This window comes from Aureimonas phyllosphaerae, assembly GCF_900113065.1.
Lineage (GTDB): Bacteria > Pseudomonadota > Alphaproteobacteria > Rhizobiales > Rhizobiaceae > Aureimonas > Aureimonas phyllosphaerae.
Window position 1 is genome coordinate 373,152 of the sequence record NZ_FOOA01000002.1, and the last position, 15,700, is coordinate 388,851.

Here is a 15,700-nt window from a genome sequence, read left to right on the forward strand (position 1 = left end):
CGCGGGACGGACCGGAGCCGGAGCATCACTCCGTTTGCGCTTCCGCTTCCGCCAGGCGCTCGGCTCGCTTCTTTTCGATCAACCGTGCCGTGATGATCGAGACCTCGTAGAGAATGATCGCCGGGATCGCAAGGCCGATCTGGGACAGCGGATCGGGCGGCGTCAGCACCGCCGCCACGATGAACGCCAGCACGATCGCCCACTTGCGCTTGTCGGCGAGACCATCGGCCGTCACCATGCCGGCGCGCACCAGCAGCGAGCAGACCACCGGCAACTGGAACACCAGACCGAAGGCCACAATCAGCGTCATGATCAGCGACAGATATTCCGAAACGCGCGGCAGAAGCGAGATCGCCGCGTGGCTTCCGTCCCCCGACTGCTGCATCGAGAGGAAGAACCACATCACCATCGGAGTGAAGAAGAAGTAGACCAGAAGGGCGCCGAGCAGGAACAGGAGCGGCGTCGCGACCAGAAACGGAATGAACGCGGCGCGTTCGTCGCGGTAGAGGCCGGGCGCTACGAACTTGTAGACCTGGATCGCGATCACCGGGAAGGCAAGAAAGAAACCGCCAAAGGCCGCGACCTTCACCTGCGTGAAGAAATACTCCTGCGGCGCGGTGTAGATCAGCTCCACCGCGGCTGGATCGAGCCCGGCCCAGGAGCTGGCGATCTGGTAGGGCACGACGAGAATGTTGAAGATCTGCTTCGCGAAAAAGAAGCAGATCAGGAACATGCCGAAGAAGCCGGCGATCGCCCAGATCAGGCGACGGCGCAGTTCGATCAGGTGTTCGATCAGCGGAGCGGAGGAGGCTTCGATGTCGGCTTCCGAACGCTTCACGTATTCTCTCCGGCGCGCGCGGGCGCTTCGACCTTCGTCACGGTCGGCGGCACGTTGCCTGCGACCTTCGTCTCGCCGTCAGCCGATACGGGCGCGAGGTCGACATGCGCGGCTGCCCCATTCGGGTTGGAGGACATCGGCGTCATCACGCTTGGCGGCTCGGCCGGCACGGCGGCCTCGCCAGGCTCCGGCACGCGCGGCACCGGCGCTGCGGTGGCGGCCCGCAGCGACGACCGGATCTCATCGCCGACCGCACGGATCGGATTGAGGTTCTTCGAGATGCTCTCGCGCGGGTCGAGCGAGCGGACGTCCTGGGCGGTCTTGCGCAGTTCATCCAACTCGGCCTCCTGAAGAGCCTCGTCGAACTGCTTTCGAAAATCGCCCGCCATTCGCCGCATCTGCGATGTGACACGGCCGAAGGTCCGAAGCATCATGGGGAGATCCTTCGGGCCAACCACCACGATCAGCACGATCGCGATGACGAGAAGTTCAAGTCCACCAACATCGAGCATGGCGGCACCGAATCAGGCGTGGCGGCGCCGGAACGCCGCCAGCGGCCTTAGATCCGCGACTTTTCGACGGGCGTCTCGGTGACAAGCGGCTCGCCGTCACGATTCTCGAGCGTCCGACGCTCCTGAACGACCGCGGTATCCTCGTCCGCCATGCCCTTCTTGAAGTTCTTGATGCCCTTGGCAACGTCGCCCATCAGCTCGGGAATCTTGCCACGGCCGAAGAGGAGCAGCACCACCGCGAGAACGATGAGCCAGTGCCAGATGCTGAAGCTACCCATACTAGTCTCCTATGAGCGCGGCGCGCCCGAGATCCGGTTCAAGCCGATCCACCCGAGCCTTCAAACACGAAAGCCTCTTGCGGATCAACGGATACGAAGACCTCTTGCACACCATCGGGAAGATCACCCGGCCTGATCCGCGCCCGGATCCTTCGATCGAAGCCGTCGACGGCGAGCGACAGGAGGTCAGACCTGCCGACGAACTGCCGCGAAACGACGCGAGCCTGAACCGAACCCTCGTCCGGCGAGACACGCACGCCTTCGAGGCGCAGTCCGACGGTCATCGCTGTGCCATCCGATCGTGGCGAAGCTGCGACGGCACCGAGCGGACACACAACCGTGCCCCCCTGAACCGATGCCGGTAAGACGTTGATTTCCGAAAAGAAGGACGCCGCGAACAGATCTGCCGGCTGCCGGTAGAGCTCGCGCCCCGTGCCGTACTGGACGAGCCGGCCTGCGCGAAGGAGAGCAATCCGATCGCCGAGCCGCATGGCCTCCTCGGCATCGTGGGTGACGATCACGGCCGTTGCCCGCGTCTCGCGCAGGATAGCCACGGTCTCCGAGCGCATCTCGTCGCGCAGCCGGCTGTCGAGACCGGAGAACGGCTCGTCCATCAACAGAACTTGAGGACGCGGGACCAACGCGCGAGCCATGGCGACACGCTGCTGCTCGCCGCCGGACAAGTTGTGCGGATAGGTCTCGGCCAGATGCTCCAGACCGACGCGCCTCAGCGCCGCCGTCGCCGTCTCGCGCTGCATCTCCCGCGGCAGGCTGCGAAGGCCGTAACGGACGTTGTCGACCAGCGTCATGTGCGGAAACAGCGCGAAGTCCTGGAACATCAGCCCCACGCCACGCTGCTCGGGCGGCACGAAACGATCGGGACCCGCAACCTCCTGCCCACCGATGAAGATCTGGCCGGCGGTCTGACGCTCGATGCCGGATGCGATGCGCAGGAGACTGGTCTTGCCGGAGCCCGACGGGCCGAGAAGACACAGGATCTGACCGGCGTGGATCCGGATGTCGATGTCCGAGAGGATCGTGCGCCCCGCCGCGCGGAAGCCGATGGAGCGGAACTCGAGATCGGCGGCAAAGCTCACGCCGGTCTTCATTCGCCCGGCATCGCGCGGGTCCCGTCGCTCCGTCGTGTCCGTTCGCATCCCGCTCGCCTGTCAGCGCGGAAGGTCGGCACGACCTTCGCTAGAAGCGGGACGTAACGTCTCGTTGCCTGCGGCTCAAGCCGTGAGGGCAAGAAGCGATGCGAACTCCTCGCGCATGCCCTCCCCGGCCGGCTCCCGCGCGCCGTCCCGGATCACCGCATGGGCGCGCTCTGCGCGACGAAGGCTCTCACCCTTCAGTTCCGGCACGCCCGATGCGATCGCGCGCATCTCGGTCATGTCGCCATTGCAGTGGAGAGCGAGATCGCAGCCGGCGTCGATCGCGGCGCGCGCCAGCATGTCCATGTCGCCTTGCAACGCCTTCATCGACATGTCGTCGCTCATCAGGAGACCATCAAAGCGCAGCGCCCCACGGATGATCTGCGAGATGACGATGGGCGAAATCGTCGCCGGGCGATCCGGATCGAGCGTTTCGTAGCGGATGTGCGCCGTCATTCCGGCCGGGAGATCGGCAAGCTCGGCGAACGGCAGGAAGTCGTGGCTTTCGAGTTCCGCGCGGCTGGCACGCACGTATGGCAGCTCCAGATGGCTGTCGACCTCGGTCCGGCCATGCCCCGGAATATGCTTCATCACGGGAAGCACACCGCCCGCCGCAAGGCCCGACGCAGCAGCGCGCCCCAGCGTGGCGACGACGTCCGGACTGTCGGCATAGGCACGATCGCCGATGACCGAATGCGAGCCCGGCGCCGGGAGATCGAGGCACGGCAGGCAATTCACATTGATTCCGTAGCCGCTGAGAAGGTCGTCCGCCAGGAGCCTGCCCTGCAGCCACGCCGCGCGTCGGCCGGCTCCCTCGTCGGTCGCGAACACGCGTCCGATCTCGGCGGCGGGCGGGAAGCGCGGGGCGAAGGGCGGCCGGAGACGCTGGACACGTCCGCCCTCCTGGTCGATCAGGATGGGAACGTCGTCGCCGCCGCGCACGTCCTTCAATTCCGCCACGAGATCGCGGACTTGCTGCGGCTCGCCAATATTGCGACCGAAGAGGATGAAGCCCCACGGGCGCTCGTCGGCGAAGAAGGCTCGCTCGTCCGCGTTGAGACGCTGGCCGATACAGCCGGAAATCCAGGCCTTCGATCCGTTCATCGCCATATTCTCGCCGGGCATAGAAGCGTTGGGCGCGGGGGCTGCGTCGCGCCGAGGGGGTCCGGTCCGGCGATCGCCCGCCAGACCTCCAATTGTCGCCGCAGCGGCCAGCGTCAGCGCGTCACGAAGCAGCTGCCGCCGGCCGACTTCACGCTTTCGCATACGCTGTTCGCTTCGCTCTTCGACGCCGCGGCGACACGCACGCGATAGAAGGTACCCTTGCCGGGGATCTCTGCCGCCTTGATGCCGAGGCTGCGGCCGCCGATGGCACCGGAATAGCGCTTGCCGAGGTTGGCGAGCGATTCTTCGGCGGCGGCCTGCGACGGCTGCGATGCGATCTGGACGTAATAGGCATCCGCGCCGGCTAGCGTTTCGACCGCCGCAACGCGCTGCGGCTCCGGCTTGGCGGGTGCGGCGACCGCTTCGACCTCCGCCGGCTCCTCGTCCTCCACCGGCGTCGGCGCCGTGGTCGAGGCGGTCGTCAGCGAGGCCTCGTCGGTGCCGAAGGGCATCTGCGGCGTGATACCGGCCACCGGATCGAGCGTCGCGGCATGCGCCTGCATGGATGCGGCCGCCGTCAGGAGCGAGGTGCCGTCGACCGGAACCTCGCTGGCAACCAGGGTCCCGTCGGGCCGCACCGAGAGGGTGCGCACCTTGCGGGGCTGAAGCGTGCCGTCGGCGGGCTCCTTCGCTGCCGCGACCTCCTTCGCCGGCTCCTCGCCGGGAAGCGGGATCTGGTCGCCAACCTCGACGCCGGGCAGGGAATCGACCGGGGCGTCCTCCTCCTCGGCGATGTCCATTGGCTCTTCCATCGCGGTGACCAGCGAGCTCTGCTTCGGGGTCGTTGTCGCGGACGTCGCCCCGGCCACCTTCTGGTAGACGGCCTTGTTCTGGTTCGGGATCGTCTTGCCGCCGGGGTCGACCGGCGCGATCTTGTAGGGCTCCGCGTCCGCCTTGATCAGCATCGAGCCGTCGGCGGACGTCGGACCGCTGGTGCCCATCAGGCTCGCGCCGCCCGCGATCGCCACGATCGCCACCACCGCGACGCCGCCCATCAGCATGACGCTGCGCATGCGCGAGCGGCTGCGGACCGGCATGTCGTCATAGGGCTCGTAGTCGGGCTCGGCCTCGTCGTAGCCCACGACGTCCTCGTCGTCATAGTGCACCTGCGCCGGGGCGGGGCCGCCGCGCATGGCCGCAAGTTCGCTATTGATGAGTTCGTCGAAGTCGTCGAGCGTGATCGCCTGACGCGGCTCAAGATCGTACTCGGCGTCACGTGCAGGGGCGAAGGACTGCGTTTCCGCCGGATTGGTGTTGCGCGGGCGAGCCGGCATGCTGAGACCGAGAAGGGCCTCGTCGATCTGGCGATCGGCGTCGCCGCTGCCGCGAATGCCGCGCGGCAGGGAGCCGGGCGCCGCGGCCACGCGCGGCGCTGCCGAAACGGCCTGGACCTGAGGCGCTGCACCGGTGGGCTGGTAGGTGAAGTTCTCCCACTCGGCCGACTCGACCTCGACGGGCTCGAACCCGCCATAGGCCGAGGAACCGCCGCGCTGGCTGGTCATCGGGGGATCGATGTGGCGCGCGGCATCGGAATACCGGCCACCCTCGCCCGCACCGCGACCGCCGAAATCCTTCGCGTCCTTCATGACCTGACCCCACTCCGCAAGACGATCCGTACGCCTGGACCGTGCCGTCGAACGAGGTCTGCCACTAGGGGGCGAACTTGTTCAAAGCGTGGTCCGTTCAGCGCATCTCTTCGGGCGCGTGGACTCCGATCAACTTGAGACCGGAGGCGATCACGAAGGCGACGGCCTGCACGAGCCCGAGACGCGCTAGGCTTGTTGTCGCATCGTTAGCCTTAACGAAGCGTAACTCCGGGTGATCCTTGCCGCGATTGTACTGTCCGTGGAATGCCGAGGCGAGGTCGTAGAGATAGAACGCGAGCCGATGCGGCTCCTTGGCGAGCGATGCCGCCTGCACGAGGCGCGGGTATTCGGCAAGCTTGCGGATGAGGGCGAGTTCGCCTTCGTCGGCCAGCAGCGACAGGGTTTCGGCGTCGACGGTAGCGACAGCCGAAACGTCGATCCCCTCGCCGTCCGCCTGCCGCATGATCGAGCGGGCGCGGGCATGGGCGTACTGCACGTAGAAGACCGGGTTGTCCTTCGACTGCTCGGTCACCCTCTGGAAGTCGAAGTCGAGCGGCGCGTCGCTCTTGCGGAAGAGCATCATGAAGCGGACGGGATCGCGCCCCACCTCATTCACGACGTCGGCGAGCGTCACGAACTCGCCCGCGCGCTTGGACATGCGCACCGGCTCGCCGTTGCGGAAAAGCTTCACGAGCTGGCATAGGACCACGTCGACATGCGCCTTATCGCCGGCCACAGCCTTCGCGACTGCTTCCAGCCGCTTGACGTAACCGCCATGGTCCGCGCCAAGCACGTAGACCATCTCGTCAAAGCCGCGCGCGAACTTGTCGGCGAAGTAGGCGACGTCGGCCGCAAAATAGGTGTAGGTGCCGTCGGACTTCACCAGCGGACGATCGACGTCGTCGCCGACCTCGGTCGAGCGCAGGAGTGTCTGCTCGCGGTCTTCCCAGTCTTCCGGCAACTGACCCTTGGGCGGGGGTAGCGTGCCCTGGTAGACGAAGCCGCGCTCGCGAAGGTCATCGACGGCCTGGGTGATCCGGCTCGGGTCGCCCTCGTGCAGCGTCTTCTCGGAGAAGAACACGTCCTGCGTGATGTCGAGCGCCTTCAGGTCGTCGCGGATCGACATCATCATCGCCGCGATCGCATAGGACTTCACGGTCGGAAGCCATTCCGCCTCGTCCTGGTCGAGAAGTTCGCGCCCGTAGCGGATCGCGAGCGCGGCGCCGACGGTCTTCAGATAATCGCCGGGGTAGAGGCCGGCGGCAATCTCCCCGATCGCCTCGCCCAGCGCCTCGCGGTAGCGCAGGAAGGTCGAGCGCGCGAGCACCTCGATCTGCGCACCGGCGTCGTTGATGTAGTATTCCTTCGAGACCTCGTTTCCGGCAAACGCCATGACGTTAGCGATCGCGTCGCCAACGACCGCGCCGCGGCAATGGCCGACATGCAGCGGTCCGGTCGGGTTGGCCGACACGTATTCGACGTTCACCCGGTGGCCCGTCGCCTCACCGCGCCCATAATCGAGGCCACGGCCCAGGATCTCGTGGAGGTGCTGGGTCCAGTAGGCGCTCTTCAGGCGCAAGTTGATGAAGCCGGGACCGGCGACCTCGACGGTCTCGACGTCGGCGTCCTGCCGCAGGGCGTCCGCGAAAGCATCGGCGAGGTCGCGCGGCTTTGCGTCGAGCGGCTTGGCGAGCACCATCGCCGCATTCGTCGACAGGTCCCCGTGCGACGGGTCGCGCGGCGGCTCGACCCCGATCCGCGAGAAGTCGGCACCCTCGTTCCCGCGAGCATTTAGAACCGCTTCGACCCGTTCCCGGATGCGCTGCTCGAAGTCGGCGAAGATGTTCATCAGATGATCCGGTCTTGGCGGGGCGCGCTCAGCCGAGGCGAAGGCAGCGCGCGCTGGGAACGATGACGGGGATGATCCCGCGAGCGGCGGCGCTAACGCAAATCCGGCGTATCGTCAAACAAACGGCGGTGCTCGGCGAGCGCGAAGCTGTCGGTCATCCCGGACAGATAGTCCCCGACGTGACGCGCCAGACGCTCGGGAGTCAGCCCCTCGGCAGCCCCGCTCCACCCGACTGGCAGAAGGTCCGGCCGCTCGACCAATCGGTCGAACAGCTCTTCCACCACCTGCTCGGCCTGCCGCATCGTGTCGAAGACGAGCGGGTTTCGATAGACGCGCTGGAATAGGAAGGCCCGCGTCTGCGCGACTTGCGAGCGCATCGTCGGCGAGAAGTCGACGAGGGTGCGCCCCGCCGAGCGCACCTCGTCGACGCTGGCGACAGCATGCGTGGCAAGGCTTTCCAGTGTCGTCGCGATCACGTCCTCGACGAGCCGCGTGATGTGCCGGCGCATGATCTCGTGCCCCGTGCGGACTGGATCGAGATCGGGATGGCGGGCACGCACCTCGCGAAGGATATCCCCGGCCAGATCGAGCGCTTCCAGATCGTCGAGCGCGATCAGCCCGGCGCGCAAACCGTCGTCGAGATCGTGGGTGTTGTAGGCGATGTCGTCCGAGATCGCCGCCGCCTGCGCTTCGAGACTGGCAAAACTGTCGAGCGCGAGCGGGAATCGGGCATCGAACGCCATGATCTGCGGCGGCACGGGATGGCCGCTGTCGGCATTCGGTCCGACCAACGGCCCGTTGTGCTTCACCAAGCCCTCGAGCGTCTCGAACGTCAGATTCAGGCCGTCGAAATCGGCGTAGCGGCGCTCCAGCGCGGTGACGATGCGCAGTGACTGCGCGTTGTGGTCGAAACCGCCGAAGTCGGCGAGCTTGCGGTCCAGAGCCCTTTCACCGGCGTGGCCGAACGGCGTGTGGCCGAAATCGTGGACGAGCGCGATCGCTTCGGTCAGATCCTCGTCCAGCCGCAGCGCGCGGGCGAAGGCGCGCGCGATCTGGGAGACCTCGATCGTGTGGGTCAGCCGCGTCCGGTAATGGTCGCCCTCGTAGGCCACGAAGACCTGCGTCTTGTGCTTCAGGCGGCGGAAGGCGGTGGAGTGGACGATCCGGTCGCGGTCGCGCTGGAACGGTGTGCGCGTGCGGCTTTCGGGCTCTGGGACGAGCCGTCCGCGCGAGGCGTCCGCGTGCACGGCGAAGGGTGCCAGACCATCATGGCCGGTTCCGATGCGATGAGTCGTCCAGTCCGACATGGCCGTCCGCGATGTTGGGCGCCGGCGGAGCGACGCGAGGCAGGCGAGATTGACCCTCCCCTTGCGCGTCCATACCTTAGCGACACGACCCCAACAACAAGAGGCCGGACTGCCGCCGACGCGGCGCCGGGTCAGCCATGAGCGAGACGCTCGCCAATTCCATCACCGTGTCCGACGCGGCCGCCCGCCGCATCAAGGCGATCGTCGCCAAGAGCGAGACCGAGAACGCATTGCGCATCTCGGTCGAGGGTGGCGGGTGCTCGGGCTTCTCCTACAAGTTCGACCTGACGCACGACACGGAAAGCGACGACCTCGTGATCGAAAAGGACGGGGCGCGCGTCCTCGTCGATCAGACCTCGCTCGCCTATCTCGACGGCTCGGTGGTGGATTTCGTGGACGACCTGATGGGGCAGTCCTTCCAGATCCGCAATCCGAACGCCACGGCCTCCTGCGGCTGCGGCACGTCCTTCGCGATTTGACAGACCCGGTCGGCGGAGGGCATGGCCTCGCCCATCCTCTCCTGACCGGAACCCAGCCCATGTTGCTCGCCACCTGGAACATCAACGGCGTCAAGGCACGGTCCGAGGCGCTGCTGGCGTGGCTGGACGAGCGCAAGCCCGACATCGTCGGGCTGCAGGAGATCAAGAGCGTCGACGAGAGCTTTCCCCGCGCCGATCTCAAGGCGCGAGGTTGGCACGTCGAGACCCACGGCCAGAAGGGCTTCAATGGGGTCGCCCTGCTCTCGCGCCAGCCTCCTGCCACGATCGAGCGGGGCTTGCCGGGAGACGCGACGGACGAGCAGTCGCGCTTCATCGAGGGCACCTGGGAGGTCGGCGGCAGGACGCTCCGCTTCGCCTCGCTCTACCTGCCGAACGGCAATCCGATCGGCACCGAGAAGTTCACCTACAAGCTGGCCTGGATGAAGCGCCTCGAGGCGCACGCGCGCCGTCGCCTCGGCGAGGAGATGCCGTTCCTCCTGGCGGGCGACTACAACGTCATTCCCCAATCCGAGGACGTGAAGAACCCGGCCGCCTGGGCCGAGGACGCGCTCTATCAGCCGGAGAGCCGCGAGGCCTATCGCCGGCTTCTCAATCTCGGCCTGACCGACGCCGTTCGCGCATCCAGCGATCAGGCGGAGACCTACACGTTCTGGGACTACCAGGCTGGTGCCTGGCAGAAGAACAACGGGATCCGCATCGATCACGTGTTGCTGTCGCCCGAGGCCGCCGCGACGCTGCGTTCGGTTGCGATCGACAAGCATGTGCGGGCTTGGGAGAAGCCGTCCGACCACGTGCCGGTGGTCGTGGAGATCGACCCGGCGGCGCTCCGCTAGTTGGCGGGGCCGCGATCGCTTTCGGCAAAGGCGATCGCGGTCTTGCGGTCGTCCTCGGAGGAGAGCGAGAACGCCTCCTCCTGAAGTGGACGGATCCACTCGCGATCCTTCGGTGCCGCGAGCTTGTAGGCCCGCGTCAGCATCGCGAGGCCACGCGCCGGCTCGGCCCGCATCGCGATCGCGTCGCCGTCGAAAATCAGGTAGCCGAGCAGCGCCTCGGCCTTCGCATAGCCCTTATGGGCCGACAGCTTGAGCCAGCGCGCGGCCTGTCGCGGGTTTGCCCGGCCGCCCTCGCCCGCCAGCAGCATCCGTCCGAGTTCGAACTGGGCACGTGCGTCGCCGAAATAGGTGGCAGCATGGGTGTAGAGCTGGCGCGCCTGCGACGCATCGGGCTTGACTGGCGTTCCCGAGATTCCGGAGCGCACGTATTCGGCCAGTGCCAGCACGGCGCTGACGACATAGGGGGCGTTGGGCGAGGACGCGGTGTCGTCCTCCTGATCGCGCACGATCTGCTCGAACATCTTGAACGCTTCGAAGTCGTCCTCGACGACGCCGTCACCGGCGGCATACATCTGGCCGAGCTTCCACCGAGCGCCGGGATGGCCGAGCTCGGCGGCATGCTGAAGCGCGTCGATCGCCGCAGCCGTCTCGCCGCGCTTGTAGGCCGCAAACCCCATCGAGAAGACGTCACGTGGGCTGGACTTCGGCGCTTCCAGCACGGGGTTGGCAGACGGATCGAGCGCGAGCGCCGGCACGGTGCCGACGAGCAGCGCGACCAGCCCAACGAGGCGGAGCGTCTCAGCGTGCCGCATGAAGGCGAACCGCACCGTTTGCACAACCGAAGGTCGACGCGGCCGCGATGCCACGGCCGATGAGACCAAGATGGCCATTCGGCCCCTTCCGGTCGGTTGTCGATTTCATAGTCCGCTCCTCCGCGTCGAGGTTCGGAAAAACAGCTCGCGCCATCATGCCCTGCGAATGTCCGTCCCCGCGCTTCGAGGTCGTGGGTGGTCCGCCTTTATGGCGGCAGCACGGCATTCTCTCTTGGCAAGTCTTATAGGCGATGCTTGCCTGCAATAGTGTTGCTGGCGCTCAACACTTTCACGACCCTCGGTCACGCGAATGGCGGCACCGGTGCTCACCCGATGCCGCCGTCCACAGAATTTCCCTTCGGCTCAGAACGAGAGCTTCAGCGAGACGTTCGCGGCATAGACCCAATCGTTGCCGACGTCGGCGTCGAAGACGGCTCCGCTCGTCCGACGCTGTTCGCCATCGGTCCAATATCCGATCAAGCCGCCGACGCGCAGTTCGGCCCAGTCGTTATTCTTGAGGGCGAGACCGCCCGACAGAGTGTAGAGGTCGGTGTAGGTGGTTTCCGCACCGGTCGATACGCCGCTGTCGTAGCCGAGCGAGATGCTTCCCGAGACGTTCTCGTTGAAGGCGCGGCCGATGCCGATGGTCGCCGTATAGCCGTCGTCCCAGTAGTACGGGCTGACGGTGGAGTTGCCGGCGACCGTGGTGACAACCGCGCGATTCGTGCTCCAGTCGGTCCAGCGGAACGAAGCGAGCAGGAGCGTGCCCTCCGCAATACCGGTCTGAGCGTTGATGTAGAGGCTCTGTGGGCTCGTTGCGGTGTTCAGCGAGGCCGGAAGGTTGTTGGCGAGCACCGTTCCGCCGGTCGGCAGCGCCGAGATCAGCGCAGGCGGTACGTTGATGCCGCGTTGCGCCAGGAAGGCCGCCGCTTGCGGGATCGAGAGCTGCCGCCCGTCGGCCAACTGCACGAACGCGTTGTTGGATGCGACCAACGTGCCCGTGCCGGTGATATCGTCATGCTCGACCTCGGACCGGTAGAGCACCTGTGCGCGAAGCGCGATCTCAGGCATCTCGAAGGCGGCGCCGATGCGGTAACCCGCCGAGAAGCCCTGGCTCGTGTCGGCCGTCAGGGCGACTGGCAGCAGGAGCTGGCCACCAAAGGACGCGAGCGCACCCTGAAGGGCGCCCGGAAGGGTGGGACCAAGGTTGCGCGCTGCAAGGCTCGTGCCGTTAAAGTTGAAGTCCTCGCCGAAGACGCCGCCCAGAAGGCTGAAGCGCATCCCGTCGCGACTGTAGCTGACGCGGCAGGTCCCGCTGATCTCGTCGGAATCGAACTCGAGATCACGCACCCGCGACCCGCCGGGGAAGCCGGCCGGCTGCGCACCGCCTGGTAGCGAGGAGTAGTCCGCTTCCGCCGCGAAAGCCTCGGTATAGTTGCCGACGCAGGCCACGGTGTCGTTGCCAAGTTTCAGCGCCGCGCTGGGGATCTGATAGGTGCCCGTGTAGTCACCGAAGTCGCCTGACACGCCGTTGACGCGCTCGAAACCGCGAGCCGGGTTGACGTAGGTGAAGCCGAGGCGCGTGCTGAACGGAGCCGCCTCGTAGAGGACATCAGTGTCGGCCGTGCCGCGCTGGAAGCCGCCGGCCTGTGCACCGCTGGCGCTCAGGAGAACCAGAAATGTCGTCTGCGCCAGGCGCGTCTTGAAACCGCTCATGCCTTCCCCCACCGGTCGTCGCTTGCGGGCATTCCTCCTGCCCGTCCGTATGAACGAACCGTGTCACGACGCTCGAGAGATGGGAATACAGGCGAAAGCACGGCGACAGGTTGGCGAAACGCACCGCTGGAGTTGCTCGGCATGAATGAACAACTCTAGCGCGCTGCGGTAAGTCATTACTTATGCTGTCGTTTCGCCTCCGGGCTGAACCTGAACGGCAGTTCGACTGAGCACGAACAGTCGGCCACAGTTGTCTTCCGTAAACGGAAGAATCCGACCACCGTTGCCGGAACGCTACACGCTCGGCGACGGTGGTCGAAACCAGAGCTAGCGCAGCATCGCCAAGGCGGCGTCCAACTTCTCGGCTTCCGCCTGATAGGCGTCCCGCTTCTCGCGCTCCTGCGCCACCACGTCGTCCGGAGCGTTCGCGACGAAGCGCTCGTTCGAGAGCTTCTTGTCGATCCGGTCGACCTCGGTGCGCGCCTTGGCAGCGGCCTTCGTCAAACGTGCAATTTCCGAGGCGACGTCGATCGTCCCAGCCAAGGGCAAGGCGTAGGCGCGGGTGTCGAGGACGAATTGCACGGACTGCGGCGGAGCGATGTCCGCGGTCTCGACGCTCGACAGACGCGCGAGGCGCCGCAGGGCCGCATCGTGGCGGACCAGCCGTTGCTGCGTCTTGGCATCGACGCCGACCGCGACAAGCGGCGCTTCCGCACCCGGCGGCACATTCATCTCCGCGCGAATCGAGCGGATTTCGCCGACGAGAGCGACGAGCCAGTTGAGGTCGTCCGACGCCTCGGCGTCGTTATAGACGAGAACCGGCCACTCCGCGTGGCAGAGCAGCCCGTCGCGGGGACGCACGCCTGCGGTCGCCGCCCACAGTTCTTCCGTCAGGAAGGGCATGAACGGATGCAGGAGAGCGTAGACACGGTCGAGAACGAAGCCGGTCACCCGCCGGGTCTCGACCTTGGCCGACTCGTCCTCGCCAAGGAACACCGGCTTGGCGAGTTCGAGATACCAGTCGCAGACCGTGTTCCAGGTGAAGCGGTAGATGGCGGCTGCCGCATCGTTGAAGCGATAGGAATCCAACGCTGCGTCGACCTCCGAGATCGCCGTCGCCAGTTCGCTCATCAACCAGCGATTCAGCGGCAGAACCAGCGCGTCGGGATCGACGGTGACGTTGTGCTCCGCCCCGTTCATCTCGGCGAACCGTGTCGCGTTCCAGAGCTTGGTGCCGAAGTTCCGGTAGCCGCCGATCCGCTGCGGATCGAGCTTCACGTCCCGTCCCTGCGCGGCCATGATCGCCAGGGTGAACCGCAGGGCATCCGCACCGAACTCGTCGATCAGATCGAGCGGATCGACCACGTTGCCCTTCGACTTCGACATCTTCGCCCCGTTCTTGTCGCGAACGAGGGCGTGCATGTAGACGGTGCCGAAAGGCTCCTGGCCGGTGAAGTGCAGGCCCATCATCATCATCCGGGCGACCCAGAAGAAGATGATGTCGAAACCGCTGACGAGGACGTTGGTCGGGTAGTAGGTCGCGAGCTCAGGCGTCTTGTCGGGCCAGCCCAGCGTCGAGAAGGGCCAGAGCGCCGACGAGAACCAGGTATCGAGAACATCCTCGTCGCGGCGCAGGAAGCCGTCGAAGACCGATCCCGTCTCCGCCATTTCGCGCGCCTGCGCGTCCGTCAGCGTTCCGTTTGTGACGTAATGCGCCAGAGCCGCGCCGGCGACGGTTTCCTCGTCCTCGTCCACGAACACCGCGCCGTCCGGTCCGTACCAGGCCGGGATCTGATGGCCCCACCAAAGCTGGCGCGAGATGCACCACGGCTGGATGTTCTCCATCCAGTCGAAGTAGGTCTTCTCCCAATTGCGCGGCACGAACGTGGTGCGGCCCTCGCGCACGCTGGCGATCGCAGGCTGCGCCAGCGTCTTGGTGTCGACATACCACTGGTCGGTGAGGAACGGCTCGATCGGCACGCCGCCGCGGTCGCCGTGCGGCACCATGTGGACGTGATCCTCGACCTTCGCGAGGTAGCCTTCCTCGTCCATCCAGTCGACGATGAGCTTGCGGGCAGCGAACCGGTCGAGCCCCTCGAACATACCGACCGCGCGTTCGCCGTCGGCCGGGAACAGCCCTTCCAGAAATTCGGCGTTGTCGCGAATCGAGATCGTGGCATCCGACGCGAGGACGGAGATTCGCGCCAGACCGTGCCGCTCGCCGACTTCGAAGTCGTTGAAGTCGTGCGCCGGGGTGATCTTGACCGCGCCCGAGCCGGCTTCCGGATCGGCATAGTCGTCGGCCACTACGGGGATGACGCGACCGACCAGCGGAAGCCGGACGGTCTTGCCGACGAGATCGGTGTAGCGCTCGTCGGAGCCGTTCACCGCGACGCCGGAATCGCCGAGCACGGTCTCCGGCCGCGTCGTCGCGACCGTGATGAAGGTCGCGGGATTGGACGGATCGTAGTTGCGCCCCTCCACCGGGTAGCGGAAATGCCAGAGATGACCGCGGATTTCTCGCTGCTCGACCTCGATGTCGGAGATCGCGGTCAGGAGCTTCGGGTCCCAGTTGACGAGCCGCTTGTCGCGGTAGATCAGGCCCTCGCGATGGAGCTGGACGAAGACACGGCGAACGGCTCGCGAAAGGCCGTCGTCCATCGTGAAGCGCTCGCGCGACCAGTCGCAGGAGGCACCGAGGCGCCGAAGCTGACCGAGGATGGCGCCGCCCGATTCGCCCTTCCATTGCCAGACGCGCTCGATGAAGGCCTCACGGCCCATGGCACGGCGACCCGGCTCCTTGCGTTCGGCAAGCTGCCGCTCCACCACCATCTGCGTCGCGATACCGGCATGGTCGAGGCCGGGTTGCCACAGGACGTTCTGCCCGAGCATGCGCCGATGGCGGACGAGGATGTCCTGCAGCGTATTGTTCAGCGCGTGGCCGATGTGGAGCGACCCGGTGACGTTGGGCGGGGGAATGACGATGGAGAACGGGTCGGCGCCGGGCTTCGCGCCCGCTCCCGCCCGAAATGCGTCGGCAGCCTCCCAGCGATCGGCCACGCGGGGCTCGATCGCGGCGGCGTCGTAGGTCTTCTCCATGGGCGGGCATCCAGATCGGTCAGAATCGCGACCGGGTTTCGAGCAGAACGCG

13 protein-coding genes are annotated in these 15,700 nt (G+C 66.4%); 2 read left to right on the forward strand and 11 right to left on the reverse strand.

The window, feature by feature from the left end:
• Window positions 1–25 precede the first annotated feature (25 nt).
• The 8 genes from tatC to BM175_RS04870 form a co-directional block, all read right to left on the reverse strand.
• Complete coding sequence (gene tatC, locus BM175_RS04835; RefSeq protein WP_055883995.1) at window positions 26–838, reverse strand: twin-arginine translocase subunit TatC; 813 nt, start codon at window positions 836–838, stop codon at window positions 26–28.
• Entirely contained in the window at window positions 835–1,350 is a 516-nt protein-coding gene (gene tatB, locus BM175_RS04840; RefSeq protein WP_090960005.1) for a Sec-independent protein translocase protein TatB, read from the reverse strand. Before tatB ends, tatC begins: the two co-directional genes overlap by 4 nt.
• Before the next feature lie 47 nt (window positions 1,351–1,397).
• Window positions 1,398–1,628, reverse strand: coding sequence for a twin-arginine translocase TatA/TatE family subunit (locus BM175_RS04845; protein WP_090960007.1), 231 nt, complete (start codon window positions 1,626–1,628; stop codon window positions 1,398–1,400).
• A gap of 38 nt (window positions 1,629–1,666) precedes the next feature.
• On the reverse strand, window positions 1,667–2,737 hold the full coding sequence (locus BM175_RS04850; RefSeq protein ID WP_244545860.1) for an ABC transporter ATP-binding protein: 1,071 nt from the start codon (window positions 2,735–2,737) through the stop codon (window positions 1,667–1,669).
• Between the two features lie 123 nt (window positions 2,738–2,860).
• Window positions 2,861–3,886 carry a beta-N-acetylhexosaminidase gene (nagZ, locus tag BM175_RS04855; protein ID WP_244545861.1) on the reverse strand — a complete coding sequence of 342 codons (1,026 nt, stop codon included), beginning with the start codon at window positions 3,884–3,886 and terminating at the stop codon, window positions 2,861–2,863.
• Window positions 3,887–3,999: 113 nt separating this feature from the next.
• Window positions 4,000–5,532 carry an SPOR domain-containing protein gene (locus BM175_RS04860; RefSeq protein ID WP_090960017.1) on the reverse strand — a complete coding sequence of 511 codons (1,533 nt, stop codon included), beginning with the start codon at window positions 5,530–5,532 and terminating at the stop codon, window positions 4,000–4,002.
• A gap of 97 nt (window positions 5,533–5,629) precedes the next feature.
• On the reverse strand, window positions 5,630–7,381 hold the full coding sequence (gene argS, locus BM175_RS04865; RefSeq protein WP_090960020.1) for an arginine--tRNA ligase: 1,752 nt from the start codon (window positions 7,379–7,381) through the stop codon (window positions 5,630–5,632).
• 92 nt (window positions 7,382–7,473) lie between these two features.
• On the reverse strand, window positions 7,474–8,688 hold the full coding sequence (locus BM175_RS04870; protein WP_090960022.1) for a deoxyguanosinetriphosphate triphosphohydrolase: 1,215 nt from the start codon (window positions 8,686–8,688) through the stop codon (window positions 7,474–7,476).
• 137 nt (window positions 8,689–8,825) lie between these two features.
• Here BM175_RS04870 and erpA point away from each other — a divergent pair, with 137 nt between their 5' ends.
• Window positions 8,826–9,167 carry an iron-sulfur cluster insertion protein ErpA gene (gene erpA / locus BM175_RS04875; RefSeq protein ID WP_090960025.1) on the forward strand — a complete coding sequence of 114 codons (342 nt, stop codon included), beginning with the start codon at window positions 8,826–8,828 and terminating at the stop codon, window positions 9,165–9,167.
• 59 nt (window positions 9,168–9,226) lie between these two features.
• Window positions 9,227–10,021 carry an exodeoxyribonuclease III gene (gene xth / locus BM175_RS04880; protein WP_090960028.1) on the forward strand — a complete coding sequence of 265 codons (795 nt, stop codon included), beginning with the start codon at window positions 9,227–9,229 and terminating at the stop codon, window positions 10,019–10,021.
• Here xth and BM175_RS04885 read toward each other — a convergent pair.
• From BM175_RS04885 to BM175_RS04895, 3 genes are all read right to left on the reverse strand, one after another.
• Complete coding sequence (locus BM175_RS04885; protein WP_090960229.1) at window positions 10,018–10,833, reverse strand: tetratricopeptide repeat protein; 816 nt, start codon at window positions 10,831–10,833, stop codon at window positions 10,018–10,020. The two genes, xth and BM175_RS04885, sit on opposite strands and share 4 nt — an antisense overlap.
• A gap of 363 nt (window positions 10,834–11,196) precedes the next feature.
• The gene (locus BM175_RS04890; protein WP_090960030.1) at window positions 11,197–12,549 is read right to left on the reverse strand and encodes a long-chain fatty acid transporter; all 1,353 of its coding nucleotides are present in this window, start codon (window positions 12,547–12,549) and stop codon (window positions 11,197–11,199) included.
• A gap of 327 nt (window positions 12,550–12,876) precedes the next feature.
• The gene (locus BM175_RS04895; RefSeq protein WP_090960033.1) at window positions 12,877–15,648 is read right to left on the reverse strand and encodes a valine--tRNA ligase; all 2,772 of its coding nucleotides are present in this window, start codon (window positions 15,646–15,648) and stop codon (window positions 12,877–12,879) included.
• Window positions 15,649–15,700 lie beyond the last annotated feature (52 nt).